Genomic DNA, 21,899 nt, shown 5'->3' with positions numbered 1-21,899 from the left:
GCTGGTTATCTTTCTACTTGGAAGAAAAGTACAGCTGCCACAGCGGCAAAGATAAGGTTGGGTAGCCAAGCAGCAACCGCGGGCGTGACCACATGGGAACCACCAAGTGCGCGGCAGGTCTGAATGACCCCCCAGTAAAGAAAGGAAAAAAGTAGACCGAGACCGAGACCAAGCATTACCCCACCACGACGCAATTTTACCGAGAGAGGAAGCCCCAAGAGCACAACGATTAACCCAATGAGCGCGTAAGAAAACCGGTAGTGATATTCAACCTCCTCTCGGACAACATTTTCCCCTATTGCCTTTAGCTGATTGATGTATCTGGACAGGAGGAGTGTTGGTATCTCTTCAACCGGTCTTGCCGGGCGACCCCATTCCACTGCTTTTTTCTCCAGCATATCCAATTCCCCTTTTTCCAGATAATGGTAATTTTCCTTGCCCGTAGAGTCAAATTCTCGCCTTTTCAGAGCCATACCAACCCACCCACTATCATCGTATACGGCAATTTCCCCATCTATTCTTTCGACAACACGGCGTTTTTTGTTAAGCTTAATAAGCAAAAAATTCCTCAAAGTTATGCCCTGAAAGTCATAATGAGGCTTCTCCAGTTCCCGTGCCCACAAAACAATATTGGCGTCAATGCGATACACATCCTGTCTTTTTTCGTTCTCGGGAGATCCTCTTTTTTCAATCACATACCGGCGGAGGTCGCTGAGGCGCCGGTTAAAAGGAACGGTAACAAACTCATTACCGAGTAGATAAATTATAATAGTAATCGCTCCCACAACAATCGCCGGGGCAAAAAGCCGGTAGACAATTATACCAGAACTTTTGAAGGCGGCTATTTCATTGTATCTTGTCATCTGCCCGTAAACAACAAATACCGCGAGAATTAGGCTTACCGGATACAAGAGTGTCGCTGCTGAAGGTAAACTGTAGAAATAATACTTAAGAATTACCAGGAAACTGACCTTTCTCGTGGTAAAGTAGGACAACTCCTCAAACAGGTCTATCAGGAGATAGATAATCACCACGCTTGCTAAAGCCAGAAGTGTAAACTTAACCATCTCCTTCAAAAGATGCCGATCAATGATTCTCATCTTTTAAGGGTTAATAACATCCGTAGGGGTGAAAATTCAAAAAGTGTTCTTGAAAGTAATTCTGTCACCGGTAATACTAATACGATATTGGGCAACCACATTCCAACAAAAGGTGTCAATTTGCCACTTTCTGCCATATTCTCACCGGCGAGGAGCAGGATGTAATAAACGGCAAAAAAAACGAGTCCGATTATAAACCCTGTGCCAATCCCCCCCCGGCGTAAAATTAAACCCACAGGTGCTCCAAAGAGTAAGAAGAAAAGGCACGAAAATGCCAGGGAAAACCTCTTCTGAATCTCGGTCTGGGAACGAACCGCTTCAAGTCGGCGATAACGTAACCTTGTCTTTAATTCGTCCAAGTGCATAAGTCTCGCCTGATCACCTTGCGCTTGTTGACTCAGCTTTTTAACCTCCTGATTTAACTTGGCGACATCTCCTTTTATTGTTGCAACTTGCTTAAAAAGATTCGGCAGAAACAGTTCATCATCACTGCGGTATTCCCGACCCCGGCGCACCAGTTCATCATCGGTCAGGATGTTGATTGTATGTTCCCGGAAGGAAAGCCGGCGGTAGTTGCCACTCTCAATCAGTTCGTGGATTTCTCCATCATAAAGATTGAGAATCAGATACCGGTCGTCAGAAGTGTAGCTAATTTTTCCCTTAGGGGCGGTGATAAATGCCGGGGTGCGATTGCCGCGGGTTCGCTCAAAGATGACCACATTGGTGACGGTTGAACGACGCTCATCCATTGACCCGATATAAACCATATAGCCCGGGAAGTCGTCCATAAAAATCCTCTCCTGAATCCGTAGCGCCGGTTTTTTTCGGGCAATATCGGTCAAGAGATTACGCACCCGGTGCTGGGTTTCCGGAACCACAAAGCCGTTAAAAAAGACCATCACCGGGACAAGCAGTGCGCCCAAGAAAAGAACCGGGACAAAAAGACGCCACGCCGGCACACCGGCGGCACGCACCACCGCCACCTCATTATCCTGGGACATCCTGCCAAATGTAACAACACCACCAATCAATCCGCCCAAAGGAGCGCTGATAGAAATAACAAAAGGCAGGGAAAAGAATGCAATCTCACCGACAACTCCAACCGGTACACCCTTGCGCACCAAAAGGTCGGCCAAAAGAAAAAGCCGGTCCATCAGTAAAACAAAGGCTAAAACGAGAATGGCAAAAACAAACAGGGGCAGAAATTCCTTTAGCACCTCGCGGTGTAGTAATCGCATTTAATTATCATACCTCTTGAATTTTATATGTCAATCGGACGGATTTTAATTGACAGGTAGAATAATTTTGCTATCATCCAGCAAAATTGCCCACGCACGGTATGAGTTTAGGTGATTATCAAGTTTTCAAGGTCCGCCCCTTGAATAACAGTGATGCTCGGGCAATCGGTTTGTTGACCCATCAGATTTATGCTGAAATCGGTCAACGACCTGCCGAGTCAATTGAAAAGATCGAACGCCTCTTTAATGTTGACTGGCTGCAGAATGGGGCGGGGCTGGTTTTAGAAAAAAGCGGGAAAATCATCGGCTATGGCTGGGCACGAGTTTCAGTTTGGCATCAAAAGGACATTGTTAATATGGGGCTTTACCTTGGATCCGAAGCACGCGGAAGGGACTGCTATCATTTGCTCACTGATGAACTATTTACTATTGCCCAAACCCTCGCCAAGAAGTTTCGCGTGAATGAGGCGATGATATTCTACCGCAGCACTGACAATATCCACCCGCCCATATTAATGGAACTTGGTTTTTCCCTCCATCCCATTTCTATGCTCGGTTTTCAGCACAACCTGGAATCGCTGCCTGAATACCAACCAATTTCAGGCATCACCATCACCCCAATTGACCTTAAACGGGAAAGGCAGGAATTATCAGCACTGGCGCAGCAGGTGTTCGATGACATCCCCAATCAGGGTGAACCAGTAAGTGATGTTTACCTTGACTGGGAGACCTCCGATTCAAGGTTCCAGCCTGAGCAGTTTCTTTTTGCCCGAGCAGGCAACAAGCCGATTGGCTATCTTTTAATTTTCCGGGATGATAGAAACCAAGAACTGATTTATGAGATTGCCGAGTTTGGGGTTCTACCTCAATGGCGGCACCAAGGCATTGGCTGGGCGCTTTTGGTTTACGCGTTGCAATGGATTAAAAATCAAGGGGCAAAGTTTGCGCTTGTTGCCTCTTTCAGCAGCAACCCGGTGTTATCCCTCTACTGGCGTTTGGGGTTCCGTCCGGACCCGAGCCGCACCTACAACTTCTATTTTAAGTCCTTATAGCCGTTCCTTTCTTCACTCCCTACGATTTTAATGGTAACACCACATGAGAATCTAAATTTATATTGAAAAATATCTGCACATTTAAATGTATAGTTGTTATTGAATCGGGATGCACCCGGGGGGTTACTCCCCCTCTGAAGTTGGTTATTAAAAGAAAAGGCAAGCAAGTTATTAGAAATTATTAGCTTAGAACAATTCTTATTAACTGAGAGTGTCAGAAAAACCAGAACTTGACTCAAGACCTTTCCATAGGTAGATTGTTTTATGCGCTATCTTGATGCGGGAGTTGATATCGAACGGATGAACCTCGTAAAAAAACAAATCGCCCGGCTTGTCCGTACAACGAAAACTCCTGGGGTGCTTTCGGATGTTGGGTTATTTGGCTCCCTCTTTGTACTGCCGAAGGTAAAAAATCAGGTTTTGGTTGCCAGTTGCGACGGTGTGGGGACAAAGACGCTAATCGCCAAGATGGCAGCGAGATATGATACCGTAGGGATTGACATCGTCAATCACTCGGTCAACGACATCCTCACCTTGGGTGCAAGACCTCTGTTTTTCCTTGACTACATCGCCCATTCAGACCTGAGTAGCACCCAGCTCACCGCAATTGTCAAAGGGCTGGTAAAGGCCTGCAGACAGAACGCTATTGCGCTTGTTGGTGGTGAAACTGCAATGATGCCAGACATTTATCGACCCGGTGAATTTGATCTGGTCGGGTTTATTGTCGGGGTAGTCGAGAGGGATAAGATTGTCGACCCGAAGAGACTGGAGCCTGGTGATGTGGCTATCGGAATTCCTTCAAACGGGCTACACACCAATGGCTATTCACTTGTCCGCAAGGTCCTTTTTTCAATGCACCGGTTAAGTTTAAAATCCCGTTTAAAAGGTTTAAAATGCTCGCTGGGTGAAGAGCTGCTACGTCCGCATCGCTCCTATTTGAAAATGGTATATCCCCTGTTAAAACACATCAAGGCGCTTGCCCACATTACCGGTGGTGGCTTCTATGAAAATATCAGGAGGCTTTTGCCAGAGGAGACCTCCTGCATCATCAAAAAGGCATCCTGGCGCCCTTTACCCATCTTTCGGCTAATTCAGAAGTTGGGGGATGTTCCTGAGGAGGAGATGTATCGGACCTTTAATATGGGAATGGGGATGGTGGCTTTTGCCTCTCCAGAGCGGGCAAAAAGGATAATCAGGGCGATTCCTCGCTCAAGGGTAATTGGTAAGATTGTCCGTGGAACCTTCGGCGTAGTTGTCATTTAAAGCTATCCCCGGGGATGAAATGTTTTGTAGACAGCACGCAGATAACTTCGGTCAATATGGGTATAAACCTGGGTTGTGCTGATGTCTTTGTGACCGAGCATCTCCTGAACCACCCGCAGGTCTGCGCCGCCTTCAAGGAGATGGGTAGCAAAGGAGTGGCGCAATGTATGGGGCGTAACCCTCCCTCTGATACCAGCCAGCCGGACACACATTTTCAAAATCTTATAGAAACCCATTCTTGTCAGCCTATTGCCCCGCGCATTCAGGAAAAGATAGGGGCTGGTTCGGTTGCGGCTAAAATGGGGACGGGCGATTGCAAGATAATCCTTCACCGCCTGAATCGCGGGTTCTCCCAAAGGAACAACCCTTTCCTTTGAACCTTTACCCACAACCCGGACAAATCTTTCGCCGAGGTCAATGTCACCGGTAGTGAGGTTTAACAGTTCTGAAACCCGCAGACCGGCACCATAGACAACCTCAAGCATCGCCTTTGCCCGCAATTGCGAGAAGCGGTCTGAAACCTTATCTGTTGCCTTAATCAGTTCTGCCACCTCCTCCTGACTGAGGACATTTGGCAAAAGGCGCCTTTGTTTGGGCATCTTCAAATCCACCATTAGGGAAGAAGGCAAGTTAAACTCATGTATAAGAAAATTGCAAAATGCCCTCAAAGAAATTAACTTGCGGGCTATTGTTGAAACCGACAGTCCGCAATCACTCAGTTTGCGGATAAAACCCCGGACTTGGTGCGGCTGAATTTTCGATGGCTCCCGAGCCACCGCTGGCTGGTCTTTGAGGAACTGTGCCACATCGGTAAGGTAACACTCAACCGATGTCTCACTTACCCCACGCTCAACCAAAAGATAATGGGCAAATTTTTCCAGAATTTCCGAGGAAGTTCTCTGACCATTCCTCTTTTCAATTAACCGGTTCAAACTCCGCCTTAGAAATGATGGTATCATGCTCAAACCGTTCATCAGGCAAGGGGTGGTCCTGATTGTAATGAAGACCACGCGACTCCAGCCTTTGCCGAGCACACCTCATTATCAGGCGAGCCACTAAAAGCATATTGTGCATCTCAAGAACCGGAACCGAGTTTAATTTCCCGATTTTTTCTGCCTCCTGGACAAGGCTATTTAACTCCTTTTCTCCTTGGATAAGGCCGCTGTCGGACCTGACTATTCCCGCATAACACCACATAACATCACGCAAACGGTTAACGGCACTAACGGCCTGCTCGTCTGCTCCGAATTTATACTCAAGGTTTAATTCCGCTGGAAAAACCGCTGATTGCTGTCCGGTGAAATTGCCATAGGCAGATGTAGCATTAATCGCTGCCCTTTCGGCAAAAACCAACGCCTCCAGAAGGGAGTTTGAAGCCAATCGGTTGGCCCCATGCAGACCGGTGCAGGCACACTCACCAGCAGCAAATAACCTCGGAATTGTTGTTTCTCCCCACTGGTTGACAACCACACCGCCGCACACATAATGGGCAGCCGGCACAACCGGAATCGGCTCCCGGGTGATGTCAATGCCAAATCTTAAGCAGGTCTCATAGATGTTGGGAAACCGCCGACGCAAACTATCGTGAGGAATCCCGGTGCAGTCAAGCAAGACATATTCATCCCCCCGCCGGGAAATCTCAGCAGCAATTGCCCGGGCAACCACATCTCTCGGCGCGAGCGAACCATCCGGATGGTAGGCGTTCATAAACTCCTTACCATCCCTGGTCTTGAGAACCGCTCCTTCACCACGAACCGCCTCGGTAATAAGAAAAACCCGGTCGTCAATCCGCTGTCCAAAGAGTGATGTCGGATGAAACTGGATGAACTCCATATTGGCAACCTTGGCACCGGCACGAAACGCCATGGCGATCCCATCACCGGTAGCGATTGATGGGTTGGTGGTATGCCGGTAAACCTGTCCGATTCCCCCGGTGGCTAAAAGGCAGGCTTTTGCCCTGATTAATTTTATCGTTCCGCTTGTCTTTCCCAAAACCACGGCGCCATAAAAGACGCCCTCTTCGTCAATAATCAAATCAATGGTAAAATGCTCCTCCCAGATTTTTACGCTCCCAAGGGCACGCACCGCTCTTAAAAGACCCTTTTCGATTTCATATCCGGTGGCGTCCTGGGCATGGACAATTCTCCGCCTCCGATGTCCCCCTTCCCTACCAAGGTCAAACCGGGGCTCACCTTTGCTATCAGAACGGACCGAGAAGTTGACACCAAGTGCCCACAACTCCTTTATCAGTCTGGGGCCGGCATCGGTTACCAACTTAACGATTTCTGGATGAGCCAACCCCGCCCCAACCCTTATAGTGTCCTCATAGTGCAATCTCGGGTTGTCATCATCGGCGACCGCAGCCGCAATACCACCTTGGGCATAGTTGGTATTTGACTCCGCGCTATCTTTCTTGGTTACGATAAGGACATTGCCTTTTTGCCCGGCTTTATAAGCAAACCAGAGCCCAGCAATGCCCGAACCAATGACTAGGTAATCAACCTCTATTTCCTGCATTATCTATCAGAAGCGGTAACGCAGTTCAACGCCAGGCTGGTTTTGGCTCGGGTTGATTTCAACTCGGTGCTTTATGTCGGCTCCCGGGGTAAAGAAGATACAGTCAAGCAGACTGACAAATCGGTTGAGAAGAAGCGCGGCAGTGATAAAACTAACAGTCATACCCGCATCCCGAGCCGACCTCCTTGTGCGCCAATAGGAGTAGATTCTAATTGAATCCGCCTCCCAATCCCACTGAGACCTCCCAAAATAGCCGTGACTTTCATAATAACGGCGCTGGGCATCAGGGTCATCAGGATATAAATCCCTCGCCTCTCGCCGAATATCCTCATTGTATTCCTGGGCATTGTCATAACGCTCTAATGCCCGGTAATATTGGGGGTCTTTAATCGTGATATCTGCTCGGGCATATTTTGCCGCAATCAACTGGGCATCCTGGTTCCGACTGCTGCGATACCAGGAGAATCCTGCCCATCCTGCCCAGAAAATACCATCAAGCCAAAGCATTACCTCTCCCCTATTCTTAGCATTGGTTAGGAGTTGACCGGTTCCGGGTAAAACCATTGACGCAAGCATTGCTACATTTCGTCTTGATGTTTTTAGGGTAATATCATTTGCTGCCGGTGACACAATTATTGTCAATATAATAATAGGGGTCATCGTCCCTCCCTTTTTACAAAATAAGCAGTTTTTTAATTGATTTCCTGCCGCTATTTTGGGATTTCAGAAAATAAATCCCAGGGCGGAGATGGCTGATATTTAATACCATAGTATTAGACTGGAGGATGGAGCAATAGAATTGTCGTCCTGTCGCATCATATAGAGTCACAATTCCTCTTGGTTCACCTTTAATCTCGACTTTTTTATCCCGCCTGATGACCGTGGGACCGGGAAGGGATTCCTCCGCTTCGCTCGGAATGACGGGGCCGTCTTCCGTCTCGGCAAGACCGATGAGGTTCCAGTCGGTCAACTTCGCATATATGTCCCAGCCTTGGTGGCGCCGGTTGTCTGTCCAGGCAAAACCAATTACCCTGTCATTTGCGACCACACTCTGCCCAACGGTCCAATGGGTATTTTTCGGAAACAGGTTTGGTTCGTTGATTTTTTGATTGCTGCCCATCCTGAGCCGGCTCGGCGTGAACCGCTGGCAGTAAATCTGGGGATTTCCCGGAATTTCTCTTTCATCATCGAACATCACCACCAACCTGCCCAAATTGTCAAAGGCGCAGGATGGGGAATAACAGTCCGACTGATTTAATGGATTGTCGTTCACCCGTTCATTATCTCCGATTAAATTTCCTGTTGAATCAAGCCATTGGATGTAAACATCATAGGAGCCATTCCGGGTATCCTCCCAAGCGATCACAATATTGCGGTTATTATCAATCGCACAGGCGGGAAATCCCTGGTATACCTGCGCGGCATCGGTATTCACTCTCTTATTCTCTCCAATCCAAGACCCATCAGGTCTAAAGAGCTGGCAGTATATGTTGACATCGCCGTCACGAAAGTCCATCCAGCTTACAACCCAATAGCCCTCGACATTCATCGCCACACTGGGATAATAGCCTTCCTCATTTGTGTCAATAACATTGAACTCAGCTCCTATGGGTTTGCAGTTCGGGTCGTATAGGCGGGCGTATATTTGAAAAAAACCAGCCCGATTGTCCATCCAGACAATTACCGCCCGGTTGGTTGAATCCATTGCACAATACGGGTACCACTGATGGGCACCCACATTTCCTTCATTTACAAGAAAATTATTACCAAGCGGGTACCCTTGATCGTCAAGGAACTGGGCATAGATATCCCAGCCCTGTCTCGAATCGACCCAAGCAACCAAGAATCGACTATTGCCGCCAGCCACACTCGGATAATAATGGTTGTGAGTCCTAATCGGATCGTCATTCATTCTAATATTGGAATTGATTTGGTGGCCTTGTTCATCAATAATTGCTCCGTAGATGTCACAATTTGTATTACGCTCATCCTCCCAGGCGATCAATATGTTCCCATGCCTTTCCATCCCAATTGAAGACACCCGCTGATGGGCACTCGCACTATCATCATTCACCCGGAAATTTCTCCCTATCCTCGTGCCGTCACGGGCAATCCGCTGACAATAGATGTTGTAATCACCGGAACGGGCATCAGCCCAAGCAATCCAGTAACCGCCATCAGGATGGGCAGCCACCGTGGGCATATTTTGCGCGGTAGAATCGGGATCATCGTTTATTTTAAATTCAGGTCCGAGTCTCGAGCCGCTCAAATCAAACCGCTGGGCATAAATATCATCATCGCCATCGCGGTTATCAGACCAAACGATGATAAACTCGTTAAAACTGTTTATTGCCACATCACCCAATAACTGCTGGGAATTTCCGGTATCGGTGTTAACTCGGAAATTACCTCCTACCGGTTCCCCTTGAGGGTTATAAATCTGGGCATAGACATCCCAGTTGCCTCTGCGTCTGTCATTCCAGCACACGACAAAATCACCTGAATGACCAGCAGCTACTCTCGGAGACCACTGGATACTGTCATCTGGGGTGACAAGAAAGTTATTTCCGATCCTTGTGCCATCAAGCCGAAAACGCTGGCAAAATATGTTCCAGTCCGAGGGGTTGTTTCCCCTGCCATCCATCCAGACAATCACAAATCTGCCTGAATCATCACCACTCACATCAGGTTCATACTGATTTGCCCAACCAATCGCATCATCGTTAACCCGGAAGTTATCTCCGCGGAGTGAGCCATCGGGATTGAGAAACTGGGCAAAGATGTCCCCAGTCAACCCATATCTGCGGTCATCCCACACAATCAGGGCGGTACCATTAGGAGCGATGTGAACACTGGAGATGCTCTGGTCACCAGCTGCTGCCGAATCGCTAACTCTAAAGTTGTCACCCAGTCTATAACCCCGTTCATCAAAACGCTGGCAAAATACGTCAGAATTGCCGATTTGTCTTCTATCCTCCCAGGAAAAGATAAACTTGCCATCAATGCCAATTGCGGTTGCCGGGTCGCCCTGCCAGCCCAGCGTAGCATCGGTATTTACCCTTTCATTTACACCGATAGGATTTCCTACAGAATCAAACCGCTGGAACCAGATATCAGCATCACCATCTCGAAACTCATACCAGGAGATGACAAAGCCACCATCAGGACCCACCGCTATATCTGGTCCTTTTTGCTGGCAGCCCCCATACACATCGTCGTTGCAGAGGAAGTCGTTGCGGATAACGCTATCCTTGGAAAGATTGTAAGACCTGCTGTGGATAGTTTTCGGGGGCAATAAATACCCAGGTAAAGGACGAGGATTTAAAGGTGTCCGTTCATTCACGAATCCCTCTATCTCGAGAAAAGAAATAAAAATGGTAATCAAGAAAGGAGTGGAAATCATCTGACGATAGCCAGTTTGGTAAAACGAATCTCATTTTGAGAGCCGTTCTCAATCCGGAGACGAACAACATAAAGTCCAGGTGCGATGGTTCGCAAGTCAACGTGTGCCTCATTATCAATAAGTGCGACTGCTGGCGCCTCAAACTCCTTTATTACCGGTTGCCCACTCATATCCAAAACCATCAACCAAACCTTGCTATTCCCCGGACCAAGCCGATACCTAATGTTGACCTCTTTGCCGGCGGGATTGGGGTAAACATAGAATCCCTCCACCAAGGTCGCAGAGGGAGATGGTAGCGAAGGAATTTCGCTAAGAGGAATAAGGCCGGTATGGCAGGGGTCGTGATAGGCACAACCCCATTTAACCTGGGGATTGGAATTGGGTATTTTCCAGACATAAAAAATTCCCTTATCTGAGCCAGTAACGATTTCCAATAAGCCATCTTGATCAATGTCAATGACCAGGGGGATTGCACTAACCGATGCGGTTGTCATCAAAGGAAAATAGTCCAAAAGCCTGCCTGAGCCACCGTCAAAACCCAAGACACCATATTCAGGTGAGCCGATAATCAAATCCCTAATACCGTCATTGTTGATATCGGCAATAACCGGTGAGGAACGATACTCAAATGGAACATCATAGGTGATTATCCAGTTGCCGGCAAGTTCCTGAACAGTATAGGCGGATTCATAGACAAACGGATAGTTAGTTAAGAGGGTGGCATTGCGGTTGAAGGCAAAAAGTTTGTGCCGGGCAGCGGCGATGATATCAAGGAAACCGTCCCTGTTAATATCCTCACAGGCAATTGTGCCGGTAAATGGGTGTTCAATCAACTCCTGTGAGGTAAAAACTATTTTGCCATTCAGTTCCACGATATAAACCCGGTAGTTGTGTCCACCACCTGCAACTACTGCAATCTCCATCATACTGTCGCGGTCAAAATCGGCAACAATTGGTTGCGCCCAGGAATAAAACGGGGAGTTACCCAAGGAAAGCGGAAACCCGGGAACAACCGTTCCATCATAATTCAATAGCAATAGCCGGTGGTCACCAGTAAGAATGGCAATTTTGGGAAGGATGGTATCAGTAACCGCTACCGGTGCCCTGATTTCTGAACCGACAAAAAAGGGAAACCCGGGCAAATCCTGACCCTGATAGTTCCAGGCGTAAACCCTTAAGTCGGTAGAACCCACAATCACATCCTTATAACCATCGCCATCCAAATCAGCAAGAGTTGGTGCAGCCACAATCCGGTCAAAGGTAATTAAACTCTTAACCAATTGACCCTGGGCATCATAAATTCTCACCCTGCGGTCAACTCCAGCAACAACTATCTCCAGACCGAGGTTCGGTGCCACATTCCCAATGGCAACATCAGCAATGATTGCGGTGTTGGTATTGACAAAGGCACCATTGGGATAACGATAGCCCGTGCCATCTGCCCGCCAGACGCTTACCTGACCGGCGCTGTCTGCGGTGATTATTTCGAGTGTTCCATCAAGGTCCAAATCGGCAGCAAAACTTGAGCGAAATGGACTGTTTCTTCCCTGGTCAACAGGAAAACCGGGTTGATAAAGTTCCCAGTTGACGCTTATCGGTATAACTGTATCCTTGAGCCGGTCTGATGTATCCTTTACGCCCAGAAGATTAACCGCAAGAAATGTCTTCCCGGTATAGCCGTCGCTATTGGGATTGGTGTTGGCGTTAAACCTGTCATTATATCCCTGCTTAGAAAATGCGTCGTATTTGTAACCATAGATTTCGTATTGATAGTTGTACATCTTCCAGTAGGGGACATCAAAATCCTGTACCCCATCCCCTTCCTCAAGGTCAACGCCCTTGTGTTCAGGAAAGATGTTGATGGCATTATAAGGACCGTAATCGGCAATAATCTTCTCGTCTATGTGCCAGATTAATATCCCTGAGCCGGGCTGAAAGAAGTCATACTCGTTTGATTCAATCCCGATTAAAACCCCATCCTCAACATCAACAATGATTGTATCCGGTTTTCTGATATCGGTCTGGCGGTTTTCAATCAGGAAATACTCATTCTGATTGACCGGTATTTTGATAATCGTCGGGCAAAGGCTGTCAGGACGTTGGGCAAACAATTCGGTGTCCATCGCTGCGGCATAAACAAATATTGACTCTTTGGGAACGGAAACAACAACCGGGTTAATAAAGCCCAATTGGACCCGATTGTAGGCATCAAGAAAACCGGGAATTACACCCGGCGGTGCACCGGCACCGTAATCGCCCAACCAGCCACCATAACCCATCAGGCTCCAGGCGCCAACACCCATTGTTACACCGGTAACATCGTATAAATCGTACGCACCCAAAAGGTGGGCAAACTCATGTGCAAGGGTTCCTGCCAGACCCACCATTCCCGCAAGGTTGGTCTCGCCTTTCTCGGTCAAAGTGTCCTGGCGCATCATTTCCGGCAGAACCGTTGCCTGTTCAATCCTTGTCTGCCCCTCATCAACCAGGATATAAGGCACACCCAGGTACGCCTCAATCGCACCTGGAGGAATCTCACCGGCAAGCAAATCATAAGGGCTGTCCCATCTACCATCCGCGGCATAATCCGACTGCAAACCGCTACCAGCGTGAAAGATGATAAACTCATCATAATCCCTGAACCTGATATTAGGGTCCTCATCCGCAATCTTTAACGCATCGTGCATCAGCCTGACCAGTCCGAACTCAATACCTTCATAAGATAAAGTGTCCCCGTAAAACATCATCTCTCTGGGCAACTGGTACGCATCCTTTTCTCCTTCAGGCATCACCTTGAAGTCGATATAAAGTTTGCCCAGCGACTGTGCCCGATAGTAGTTGCGCAAACCCTCCATCATCCTCTCAAAATAAAGTTTGAAATGGGGAGGGTCATAGAAAAGCCCGGAATCTGGTGAGAGAAAACCAAAGGTGTCCATCTTGCCATTACCGGTTGTCAATGGGGTTGTATCCTCGACAAACTCAACCCTGAGGCAGAGAACCCGCACCGTATCAACCTGCCCCTGGCGCAACCGGTTGATTCTCGCCATATCCTTATCGGTTGGTCTGAAACGAAAGCGGGCAAAGGGTGCCGCCTCCTTTTGCCAATTTGTCATTGCCGGGACAAGGCGCTTTGTCACTTCAACCTGTTTTGGACTTTTATAACCGGGGGTGCGCACAATTTTGATTTGACCGGCCTCAAGCGCCAAAGCCAAAAACAGAAAATAGATTGTCAATGGAATAAACCTTTTCAAAAAAGACACCTTTCTTTAGTAAAACACCGTCTCAAACGGAGAGAGAGGGATTCGAACCCCCGATACCCTTGAAAGGGTATACGTGATTTCGAGTCACGCGCCTTCGTCCGCTCGGCCATCTCTCCCCTTCAATCCTTTTCCTCCCGCCGCTTCTTGAAAAACTCCTGCAGGAGCGCCACCGCCTCATCTGCGAGAACCCCGCCGGTAACCTCAAAACGATGATTGAACCTGTTGTCCTTAATAATATCATATCTTGAACCGAGACAGCCAAACTTCTCATCCCTTGCCCCGAAAACCACCCTTTTCGGACGGGCAAGGATCAGTGCACCGGTGCACATCAAACAGGGCTCAACCGTGACATATACCGTTGTCCCAGACAGACGCCAGTTCTGCAGGGTGGTGCTGGCTGCGGTTAAGGCAAGGATCTCAGCATGCGCGGTCGGGTCCGAGAGCCCTTCAACCCGGTTATGCCCCCTCCCAATAACATTACCATCCTTGACAACAACACATCCAACCGGCACCTCATTCTCGGCAAACGCCAGCCTTGCCTCCTTCAGCGCCACTCTCATCCAGATTTCGTCCTCTTTAACCAAGACCGTATCTTCCTTTTCAATGCGCCCGGCGCGATTCGAACGCGCAACCTACGGATTCGTAGTCCGGCACTCTATCCAGTTGAGCTACGGGCGCTTCATCATCGTGATTTTATGCTGCCTGCAGCAAAAGTCAATAGTAAGATTTCGGTCCTTATCTTCAGAATTGAGTCTCAAACCATCCCTTAATTCGATTCAACTTCCAACCCGCTGATATATTTAACCACAACCATTCCGCATCACTTAAAACCTTATCGCAAACAAAAATTACCGGCGGTTCTGATAGTAAAGACAGACCTTGAAATCAACCGAGAAAAAGCCACAAATCCTATTTTCAATAGCAGGTCCAAAATTATCAGGGGGATTATCCCCCGGCAAAAATCGTTCCTGGCCTAAGTTACGAAACTGCAAGGATTAACTCAATTTCACCCCGCTGAATTTTGTATATTTTTATATATACTTCAGCGGTTAGACCCGGTCAGGAAACTTTTCCTTCAGGTAATCAACAATCTCTTGGGTTGGTGTGCCCGGACCAAAAAGCCTGCCGCAGCCCATCTTATAAAGCGCCTCCATATCCTCCTTGGGAATGATACCACCGCCAAAAACCAGAATGTCACCACCACCCTTTTCCTTTAAGAGCCGCATCACCTCCGGGAAAAGGGTCATATGGGCACCAGAAAGGATGGAAAGTCCGACAGCATCAACATCCTCCTGAATTGCGGTCTCGGCAATCATCTCCGGTGTCTGATGCAATCCGGTATATATAACCTCAAACCCGGCATCACGCAAAGCCCGTGCCACAACCTTGGCACCGCGGTCATGTCCGTCAAGCCCGGGTTTGGCAATGAGGATACGCAGTTTTTTCCCCATCTTTGCCTCCTAAAACATCGGTGGCTCGGCATAGGTGCCGAACACCTCTTTCATCGCCCCACAGATTTCACCAAGCGTCGCATAAGCCCGCACCGCCTCGAGGATAGGATACATCACATTGTCCTTCCCGGCACAGGCCGCCTTTAAGTCGTCAAGCGCCTTGCGCACCTTGCTGTTGTCTCGGCGCTGGCGCAATCTTCTCAGCCGCTCGTGCTGCTCCTCCTCAACCCGCGGGTCAATCTTGAGAATCGGAATCTCCAGTTTCTCCCCTGCAAGCACATATTTATTCACCCCCACAACCGTGCGCCTGCCTTCATCAACCGCCTTCTGATAGCGATACGCCGCCTCAGCGATCTCCCGCTGGGGATACCCCTGTTCAATCGCCTTGACCATTCCTCCTAAGGCGTCAATCCTTTCAAAATACTCGTAAGCCTTCTTCTCCAGTTCATTGGTCAGCGCCTCAACATAATAGGAGCCTCCTAAGGGGTCAATCACATTGATAACCCCGGTCTCCTCGGCAATCAACTGCTGGGTACGCAGGGCAATCAAAACCGCCTTTTCACTTGGCAAAGCCCAGGTCTCATCCATTGAGTTGGTGTGCAGGCTCTGGGTTCCACCCAGAACCGCCGCCAGCGCCTGAAATGCGGTGCGGACAATATTATTTTCCGGCTGCTGCGCGGTCAAGGTGCAGCCTGCGGTCTGGGTGTGAAAACGCAAAAGCCAGGACTCGGGCTTTTTCGCCTTAAAGGTCTCCTTCATCTCCCTCGCCCAGATGCGCCGGGCAGCCCGAAACTTGGCAATCTCCTCAAAGAAGTCAAGATGGGAATTGAAAAAGAAGGAAAGCCGCGGGGCAAAGGTGTCCACATCCAGCCCGGCTTTAATCCCCGCCTCAACATAGGTCATTCCATCCTTCAGGGTAAATGCCAGTTCCTGGGCAGCGGTTGAACCGGCTTCGCGGATGTGATAACCGGAGATGGAGATGGTGTTCCATTTGGGGACATGCTTGGCACCAAATGCCATAATGTCGGTAATGATGCGCAGTGATGGCTCAGGTGGAAAAAGCCAGGACTTCTGCGCGATGTACTCCTTGAGGATGTCGTTCTGGATTGTCCCGCGCAGCTTTTCACTCGGTACCCCCTGTTTCTCCGCGGTAACGATATAGAAAGCCCATAGCACCGCTGCGGGTCCATTGATGGTCATTGAGGTGGAAACCTCTCCTAACGGGATGCCGTCAAAAAGGGTCTCCATATCTTCAAGCGACGAAATCGCCACACCACACTTTCCCACCTCTCCCTTTGCCATCGGGTCATCCGAGTCCCTGCCATAAAGTGTGGGAAAATCAAAAGCTACAGAAAGACCGGTCTCACCATGGGCAAGGAGAAACTTGTAGCGGGCATTGGTGTCCCGCGCGGTTCCAAAACCGGAAAACTGGCGCATTGTCCAGAGCCTACCCCGGTACATATTGTGCCTTATCCCCCGGGTAAACGGATATTCACCAGGAAAACCAAGGTCACGCAGATAATCAAAGCCCACCAGATCTGCCGGTGTGTATAAAATCTCAACCGGTAAACCGGATACGGTCTGAAACTTTTCAGTTTCACCTTTTTTTACACACCTTTCCCACCGCTCTTTTTCCTGTTTGATTTTATCAATTTCAGCCATCAACCCCCCTTTCGTTTAGGAGTATTGCTGCTGCTTGATAAGGTGAGATCTTTCGCTTTATTACCTCAGCAATCAGCTCCTCAAGCCGCTCATTAACCCTGGCATCCTGCCAGAACCGCCGACGCAGTCTCTCCTCAATCAGCCTTTCAACCTCAACTCGTACTGCCTTGCGCCGGCGGTTTTTAAGAACATCAGAACTTTCAAGATACCGGCGATGGGCACAAATCTTTTCATAAAGCTCGCCAACCCCTGTGCCGCTCAAGCCGGATGTTTTAACCACCGGGGGAACCCAAGAGTCACTTTTCGGTCTCAACTCCAGCATCGTTTCAATCTCAAGGACAATCCGGTCAGCACCTTCACGGTCGCTTTTATTCACACAGTAGATTTCTCCAATCTCCATCAATCCGGCTTTGAGCGCCTGAATGGAATCCCCGGACTCAGGGACAAGGACAACAACAGTGGTATCAGCCGCTTCAGCGATGTCAAGCTCCATCTGACCAACTCCAACCGTCTCAATAAAAATGTAGTCCTTGCCAAAGGCGTCGAGGACATCACAAACCTCCTTAGTGCGCAGGGCAAGACCACCGAGGCTGCCTCTGGTTGCCATTGAACGGATGTAGACCCCAGGGTCGGTAAAAAGTGATGCCATTCGCACCCGGTCACCCAACACCGCACCCCCGGAAAAGGGTGAACTCGGGTCCACCGCCACCACACCAACCGAATGCCCCTCTTTCCGGGCGAGCAACACCAGTTTTTCCACCAAGGTGCTTTTCCCAGCACCAGGAGGTCCTGTTATCCCAATCCGATACGCCTTGCCCATCAGTGGATAAAGGCGGTTTAAAATCTCAACCGCATCGGCTGACTCGTTTTCTACAAGGGAAATAACCTGACCGCAGGCACGCCGGTCCCCTCGCTGGAACCACTCAAGCAACTGCTCAATGGTCAATTCCGACTCGATTGACAACCCCCTTTTGAAAAGGATGCTTGATCTCTTTTATCTCACTTACCAGGTCGGCAATTTCCAGCAATTGAGCCTTCGCCCCCCTACCGGTCAAAACCAGTTCCACATCTGACGGACACTCCTGGCAGAGACTTAAAACCTCTTCCAGCGGCAAAAGACCATAATCAACCGCCACATTTATCTCATCAAGAATCACCAACTGATATTTCCCGGAATTGATTGCGCTTCTGGCAAAATTCAACCCCTCCCGGGCAAGTGCCAAATCCTCTGCTTTTGGGTTTCCCTTTTCCACAAATGTCTTCAGCCCGAACTGCCTCACCTCAAGTCCAGGAACATATTTTGCCGCCACCACCTCACCATAGCCGCTGTCTCCTTTCATAAACTGGACAACTAAAACCCGCCAGTTATGCCCAGCCGCACGCAGCGCCAAACCAAAGGCAGCGGTTGTCTTTCCCTTGCCATCGCCGGTATAAACCTGGACCATTTTTAATTTTAAAAAAGGAGCATAACAAGTCAAAAACTGGTCTTAATTGACATCAAGCGTAGAGTCCGGTCCAAGCCCTACCTTAAACAAAAACCTCATCAGTGCGTTCCAGCCTTTAAAATAATAAATCTCTCCAGCAACCGGGGCGTTGCCAATGGTACTGGCAACCGCACCTTTTGGACCCTGCAGTTCCATTATTATCCGCAACACCATATGGGCGATAACCCATCCTGCTGCCACCCCCCATATCAAACCTAAAAAGGTATCAAACGGTGCAAAAGACCAGCCGATAGTTGCAAAAAGCCACTGTGCAAAAAAGAAGCCGAGCATAGTAAAGATGAAGAAAAGAACTATCAATACTATCGCCCGCTGCATCCCTATCGCCTGGGAAACAGGACCAGCAAAAACATTGGCACCAAGTGCAGCAACTATCAGTCCACCCATTTCAAACAGGGCAAGGCTCATACTCCCCGCTTTGCTGGTCCTCACCGTCTGGATTATCGCCATAGCCCCCACAATACCAATCGACACCCAGTCAAACCACCTCATAACTCCCCCTTAATTTAAATATCCAAATCCTCATCAAGGCTGCCAATGTCCTCATCACCTTCAAACCCCTCTTCCTCCTCCAACTCATCAAACCCCTCCTCTCCATAATCCTCGCCCTCTAAGTCTGGCAGCTCCTCATCAATCTCGCTCTTCGAGCCCCCCACCACGGTAAAACGACCAAACACCTGCCGCACCCTCATTCCGCCGCAATTGGGACATACCGGCTGTAAGCCTGCCTCCTTTTCCTCAAGGGTGGCGATAACATCAAACTTCTTACCACAATCCTCGCAACTGAACTCATAAACTGGCATAGAACTCCTCCTTTTTTATATAATTACTACACAAAACCTTTGTTTTGTCAATGTCGGAATTTTTACAATAAAAACGATTTTAACTTGACAACTTGGGGATAAGTGTTAATATTGCTAAAAAGGAGCGGCAATGAAGAAAAAGACCTTTTGGCTACTGTTAGCAGTTGGAGTTGTGGGCTCAGGAATCGCCCATAATATTACGATTGAGAGGCATGAGGTTCCTCTGGTGATTGACACCTACAGCCGGTTCAAGCAGAACTCATCACCATTTAACTGGACACCATTTGACTCCACCCGTCAGGTCTGGGACGTTACCGCCTATCCCGGTCAACTCCGCGCCAAGACTGGACTGCGCATCTACACCGAAGGCAGATATCCCGCACCGGACACCATGGAAAATGATTCGCCCCCACCCTATATCTGCGAGTTTGACACCCTGGGTGACGGCTCGGAGAGCGAGACCTATCTCTATCTTGACTCATTTGCCCTTTATGCCGATGGCATTGACTTCACCCAGGGCGGTTTCCGTTTTATCGGCAACTACCGTCCTGACGGTCTGCTTTACAGCCTGCCGATGTACTATGGCGCCAGCTGGATTACCGCCTGGACCTGGCAGTATGAAATCTACCCCGGGATTATTTATCAGGCAGCCGAGCAGCACCAGAAACGCATTATTGCCAAAGGCAAGGTCAAGGTGCCGATGTCCGGTGACTATTTCTGGCCCTGCCTTGTGATTCAGGACTATATGGTCTACTCTGACAATATGGGCACACTTGACCGCCGCTGGATTTATGAGTGGGTTGTTCCTGGACATTTCTCCGGCGGCAACGGCGTCTGCGCGGCTTTAAGCCAGAACGGCGCCTCGCCCGACTTTATAACGGTTCAGACATTTATGCAGGTTGAAACCTGCTCAATTCCGGGCTGGGATTTAAGACCGCCAGTATTTGCTAACACCCGGGTCTGGTCCGACACCACCTATTTAGGTCCTTATGTTGTCTGGTCAACAATTACTGATAATAAGGCTCTGGGTACCGAGTCCTTATTCTATCGGATCAATCAGGGCAACTGGATAGGAGTTCCACCCGATTCTCTCCAAGGTAATACCTATTACTTTACCATCCCTGAGGTGTCTGGTGCTGCGCGCATTGACTACTACATCTGGGCGATGGACTCCTTCTCTCTTAACAACAACATTGAATTCTGGACAACCTGGCCGGTCTGCTCGCCGGAAAGCACAATGATAACCTTCAATGTTGAGCCTACCGGTTCTGAAGAAAAAAGAGCTATTCTGCCTGGTGAGGCTAAATTGACCGTCCTTCCCAACCCGCTCATTAACAGGACCACCTTCATCCTCTACCATCCCTTTGCAAACAGCGCCCTAATGAACATCTATCGCCCTGACGGCACCCTTGTGAAATCCCTGCCCCTTACCGCTGAAACACCAGGCAAACTGAGCGCCACCTTTGATGCCCGAAACCTTTCTCCGGGAATTTACTTTTATAACTGCCAGGCCGAAGGGTTTAGCCAAACCGGAAAAATCACCATCTTAAGATAGGAGGTGAAATGGAACTAAAGACCGTCCCTATTGAAAAGCCAGAAAATACCAACATCATCTTGGGTCAGTCCCACTTCATCAAAACGATAGAGGACATCCACGAACTGCTTGTTACCACGGTTCCGGGCATAAAATTCGGTCTCGCCTTCTGCGAGTCATCAGGTCCCTGCCTTGTCCGCCACTCAGGAACCGATGCCGAACTTGAGGCGCTGGCAGTTAAAAACGCCCTTGCCATCGGTGCCGGTCACTCCTTTATCATCATTCTGGGCAACGCCTATCCGATAAATGTGTTAAACGGGCTCAAGCAGATTCAGGAGGTCTGCTCAATCTATTGCGCCACCGCCAATCCGGTCAAGGTGGTGATTGCTGAAGATGAAACCGGCAGAGGGATTTTAGGGGTGATTGACGGCGAAAAGCCCAAAGGTGTTGAAGCCGAAACCGAGACAAAGGAGCGCAAGGAGTTCTTAAGAAAAATAGGGTATAAGGCATAACTTTTAAGCTCATCAATACAAGTATTTGTCTAACAATAATTTAAAAATTCATACCAAATCAAGGGGGCAGGCCCCGGGCTCGCCTTCGGGCGACCCTGTATCTCGCATCTACCCCTAACCTTTCTTTGAAAGTATGTTTGAAAGCCATCCCGACTTGACTTTTTATTTTTAGAGGTTATACTGCCTTAGATGATACGCCGGCTGTTTTTATCCATTCTTGCCCTGGTCTCAATCGCTATCGCAACCCGAATCTGGTCTGAAGATGAAATCCAGAGGTATGAGAAGAGATATAAGGGAGAATATCTGCCAAGACCGGAAATCACTCCTTTCGGACCCCGACGCTTCAACTATCTGAAAAGGAAAAAATGGGTCTGCGAATTTGTTGCCCGGTATCAGGTTTCAGACTCACTTTCACCCGATTTTGGCGGCATCATTGAGGCAGAGCATCTGCCGACAATAATTGAGACCGATAACACCCAGGAGGCAATCTGGGTCTGGTCAAGGCATCACCAAATCACCGGTAGCGACTATTATCAGGAAAACATCCGCCGCGCCTGGATATATGTTCTGCGCAATCCTGCCTATCGGGAACATGGGGGTAA

19 protein-coding genes and 2 tRNA genes are annotated in these 21,899 nt (G+C 48.8%); 5 read left to right on the top strand and 16 right to left on the bottom strand.

The window, feature by feature from the left end; genetic code table 11:
• Positions 1-5 precede the first annotated feature (5 nt).
• Positions 6-1,100 (bottom strand): LptF/LptG family permease, encoded by a 1,095-nt coding sequence (locus tag ABIK47_02930; protein MEO0019578.1) that lies wholly within the window; start codon positions 1,098-1,100, stop codon positions 6-8.
• Positions 1,097-2,338 carry an LptF/LptG family permease gene (locus tag ABIK47_02925; GenBank protein MEO0019577.1) on the bottom strand — a complete coding sequence of 414 codons (1,242 nt, stop codon included), beginning with the start codon at positions 2,336-2,338 and terminating at the stop codon, positions 1,097-1,099. Before ABIK47_02925 ends, ABIK47_02930 begins: the two co-directional genes overlap by 4 nt.
• 86 nt (positions 2,339-2,424) lie before the next feature.
• Between ABIK47_02925 and ABIK47_02920 the strand changes: the two genes are divergently transcribed.
• Together ABIK47_02920 and purM are read left to right on the top strand one after the other, a co-directional pair.
• Positions 2,425-3,390, top strand: a complete 966-nt coding sequence (locus tag ABIK47_02920) for a GNAT family N-acetyltransferase (GenBank protein MEO0019576.1) — start codon at positions 2,425-2,427, stop codon at positions 3,388-3,390.
• Positions 3,391-3,654: 264 nt separating this feature from the next.
• Positions 3,655-4,653 (top strand): phosphoribosylformylglycinamidine cyclo-ligase, encoded by a 999-nt coding sequence (gene purM / locus ABIK47_02915; GenBank protein ID MEO0019575.1) that lies wholly within the window; start codon positions 3,655-3,657, stop codon positions 4,651-4,653.
• Between the two features lie 2 nt (positions 4,654-4,655).
• Here purM and xerD read toward each other — a convergent pair whose 3' ends face one another.
• The 14 genes from xerD to ABIK47_02845 all read right to left on the bottom strand — a co-directional run bounded on the left by xerD (position 4,656) and on the right by ABIK47_02845 (position 19,251).
• Complete coding sequence (gene xerD / locus ABIK47_02910) at positions 4,656-5,585, bottom strand: site-specific tyrosine recombinase XerD (protein ID MEO0019574.1); 930 nt, start codon at positions 5,583-5,585, stop codon at positions 4,656-4,658.
• On the bottom strand, positions 5,569-7,170 hold the full coding sequence (gene nadB, locus ABIK47_02905; GenBank protein ID MEO0019573.1) for an L-aspartate oxidase: 1,602 nt from the start codon (positions 7,168-7,170) through the stop codon (positions 5,569-5,571). The genes xerD and nadB overlap by 17 nt, the downstream gene beginning before the upstream one ends.
• Before the next feature lie 6 nt (positions 7,171-7,176).
• Positions 7,177-7,830, bottom strand: a complete 654-nt coding sequence (locus ABIK47_02900; GenBank protein MEO0019572.1) for a hypothetical protein — start codon at positions 7,828-7,830, stop codon at positions 7,177-7,179.
• A 13-nt stretch (positions 7,831-7,843) separates the two neighbouring features.
• A complete protein-coding gene (locus tag ABIK47_02895; protein MEO0019571.1) occupies positions 7,844-10,465 on the bottom strand; it encodes a T9SS type A sorting domain-containing protein in 2,622 nt (873 codons plus the stop codon).
• 104 nt (positions 10,466-10,569) lie between these two features.
• On the bottom strand, positions 10,570-13,824 hold the full coding sequence (locus tag ABIK47_02890) for a T9SS type A sorting domain-containing protein (GenBank protein ID MEO0019570.1): 3,255 nt from the start codon (positions 13,822-13,824) through the stop codon (positions 10,570-10,572).
• Between the two features lie 36 nt (positions 13,825-13,860).
• A tRNA-Ser gene (locus tag ABIK47_02885) sits at positions 13,861-13,949 on the bottom strand.
• Positions 13,950-13,952: 3 nt separating this feature from the next.
• A complete protein-coding gene (tadA, locus tag ABIK47_02880) occupies positions 13,953-14,417 on the bottom strand; it encodes a tRNA adenosine(34) deaminase TadA (GenBank protein ID MEO0019569.1) in 465 nt (154 codons plus the stop codon).
• 20 nt (positions 14,418-14,437) lie between these two features.
• Positions 14,438-14,511 (bottom strand) — tRNA-Arg (locus ABIK47_02875).
• A 371-nt stretch (positions 14,512-14,882) separates the two neighbouring features.
• Positions 14,883-15,284, bottom strand: coding sequence for a cobalamin B12-binding domain-containing protein (locus ABIK47_02870; GenBank protein MEO0019568.1), 402 nt, complete (start codon positions 15,282-15,284; stop codon positions 14,883-14,885).
• A gap of 9 nt (positions 15,285-15,293) precedes the next feature.
• Positions 15,294-16,946 carry a methylmalonyl-CoA mutase family protein gene (locus ABIK47_02865; GenBank protein MEO0019567.1) on the bottom strand — a complete coding sequence of 551 codons (1,653 nt, stop codon included), beginning with the start codon at positions 16,944-16,946 and terminating at the stop codon, positions 15,294-15,296.
• The gene (gene meaB / locus ABIK47_02860) at positions 16,939-17,910 is read right to left on the bottom strand and encodes a methylmalonyl Co-A mutase-associated GTPase MeaB (GenBank protein MEO0019566.1); all 972 of its coding nucleotides are present in this window, start codon (positions 17,908-17,910) and stop codon (positions 16,939-16,941) included. The genes ABIK47_02865 and meaB overlap by 8 nt, the downstream gene beginning before the upstream one ends.
• On the bottom strand, positions 17,882-18,391 hold the full coding sequence (cobO, locus tag ABIK47_02855; GenBank protein ID MEO0019565.1) for a cob(I)yrinic acid a,c-diamide adenosyltransferase: 510 nt from the start codon (positions 18,389-18,391) through the stop codon (positions 17,882-17,884). The genes meaB and cobO overlap by 29 nt, the downstream gene beginning before the upstream one ends.
• A gap of 42 nt (positions 18,392-18,433) precedes the next feature.
• Positions 18,434-18,940, bottom strand: a complete 507-nt coding sequence (locus ABIK47_02850; protein ID MEO0019564.1) for a hypothetical protein — start codon at positions 18,938-18,940, stop codon at positions 18,434-18,436.
• Between the two features lie 14 nt (positions 18,941-18,954).
• Positions 18,955-19,251: a zinc ribbon domain-containing protein gene (locus ABIK47_02845; protein MEO0019563.1), complete on the bottom strand. Its 297-nt coding sequence runs from the start codon at positions 19,249-19,251 to the stop codon at positions 18,955-18,957.
• A gap of 130 nt (positions 19,252-19,381) precedes the next feature.
• On the opposite strand from ABIK47_02845, the gene ABIK47_02840 reads away from it, so the two are divergent.
• The 3 genes from ABIK47_02840 to ABIK47_02830 all read left to right on the top strand — a co-directional run.
• A complete protein-coding gene (locus tag ABIK47_02840; GenBank protein MEO0019562.1) occupies positions 19,382-20,806 on the top strand; it encodes a T9SS type A sorting domain-containing protein in 1,425 nt (474 codons plus the stop codon).
• 8 nt (positions 20,807-20,814) lie between these two features.
• Positions 20,815-21,297 (top strand): adenosine-specific kinase, encoded by a 483-nt coding sequence (locus ABIK47_02835; protein ID MEO0019561.1) that lies wholly within the window; start codon positions 20,815-20,817, stop codon positions 21,295-21,297.
• 189 nt (positions 21,298-21,486) lie between these two features.
• A partial coding sequence (locus ABIK47_02830) for a hypothetical protein (protein ID MEO0019560.1) occupies positions 21,487-21,899 on the top strand: 413 nt, incomplete at its 3' end.

Source organism: candidate division WOR-3 bacterium, from assembly GCA_039801245.1.
Taxonomy (GTDB): Bacteria; Hydrothermota; Tepidihabitantia; order Tepidihabitantales; family Tepidihabitantaceae; genus JAOABP01.
This window is presented reverse-complemented; position numbering and strand designations above follow the sequence as displayed.

Bases quoted from the DNA above. Each gene is read 5' to 3' on its own strand.
- ABIK47_02840 (MEO0019562.1), top strand. From the start codon at position 19,382: ATGAAGAAAAAGACCTTTTGGCTACTGTTAGCAGTTGGAGTTGTGGGC.
- ABIK47_02870 (MEO0019568.1), bottom strand. From the start codon at position 15,284: ATGGGGAAAAAACTGCGTATCCTCATTGCCAAACCCGGGCTTGACGGA.
- ABIK47_02925 (MEO0019577.1), bottom strand. From the start codon at position 2,338: ATGCGATTACTACACCGCGAGGTGCTAAAGGAATTTCTGCCCCTGTTT.
- ABIK47_02845 (MEO0019563.1), bottom strand. From the start codon at position 19,251: ATGCCAGTTTATGAGTTCAGTTGCGAGGATTGTGGTAAGAAGTTTGAT.
- ABIK47_02835 (MEO0019561.1), top strand. From the start codon at position 20,815: ATGGAACTAAAGACCGTCCCTATTGAAAAGCCAGAAAATACCAACATC.
- nadB (MEO0019573.1), bottom strand. From the start codon at position 7,170: ATGCAGGAAATAGAGGTTGATTACCTAGTCATTGGTTCGGGCATTGCT.
- cobO (MEO0019565.1), bottom strand. From the start codon at position 18,391: ATGGTCCAGGTTTATACCGGCGATGGCAAGGGAAAGACAACCGCTGCC.
- ABIK47_02865 (MEO0019567.1), bottom strand. From the start codon at position 16,946: ATGGCTGAAATTGATAAAATCAAACAGGAAAAAGAGCGGTGGGAAAGG.
- purM (MEO0019575.1), top strand. From the start codon at position 3,655: ATGCGCTATCTTGATGCGGGAGTTGATATCGAACGGATGAACCTCGTA.
- ABIK47_02850 (MEO0019564.1), bottom strand. From the start codon at position 18,940: ATGAGGTGGTTTGACTGGGTGTCGATTGGTATTGTGGGGGCTATGGCG.
- ABIK47_02900 (MEO0019572.1), bottom strand. From the start codon at position 7,830: ATGACCCCTATTATTATATTGACAATAATTGTGTCACCGGCAGCAAAT.
- ABIK47_02930 (MEO0019578.1), bottom strand. From the start codon at position 1,100: ATGAGAATCATTGATCGGCATCTTTTGAAGGAGATGGTTAAGTTTACA.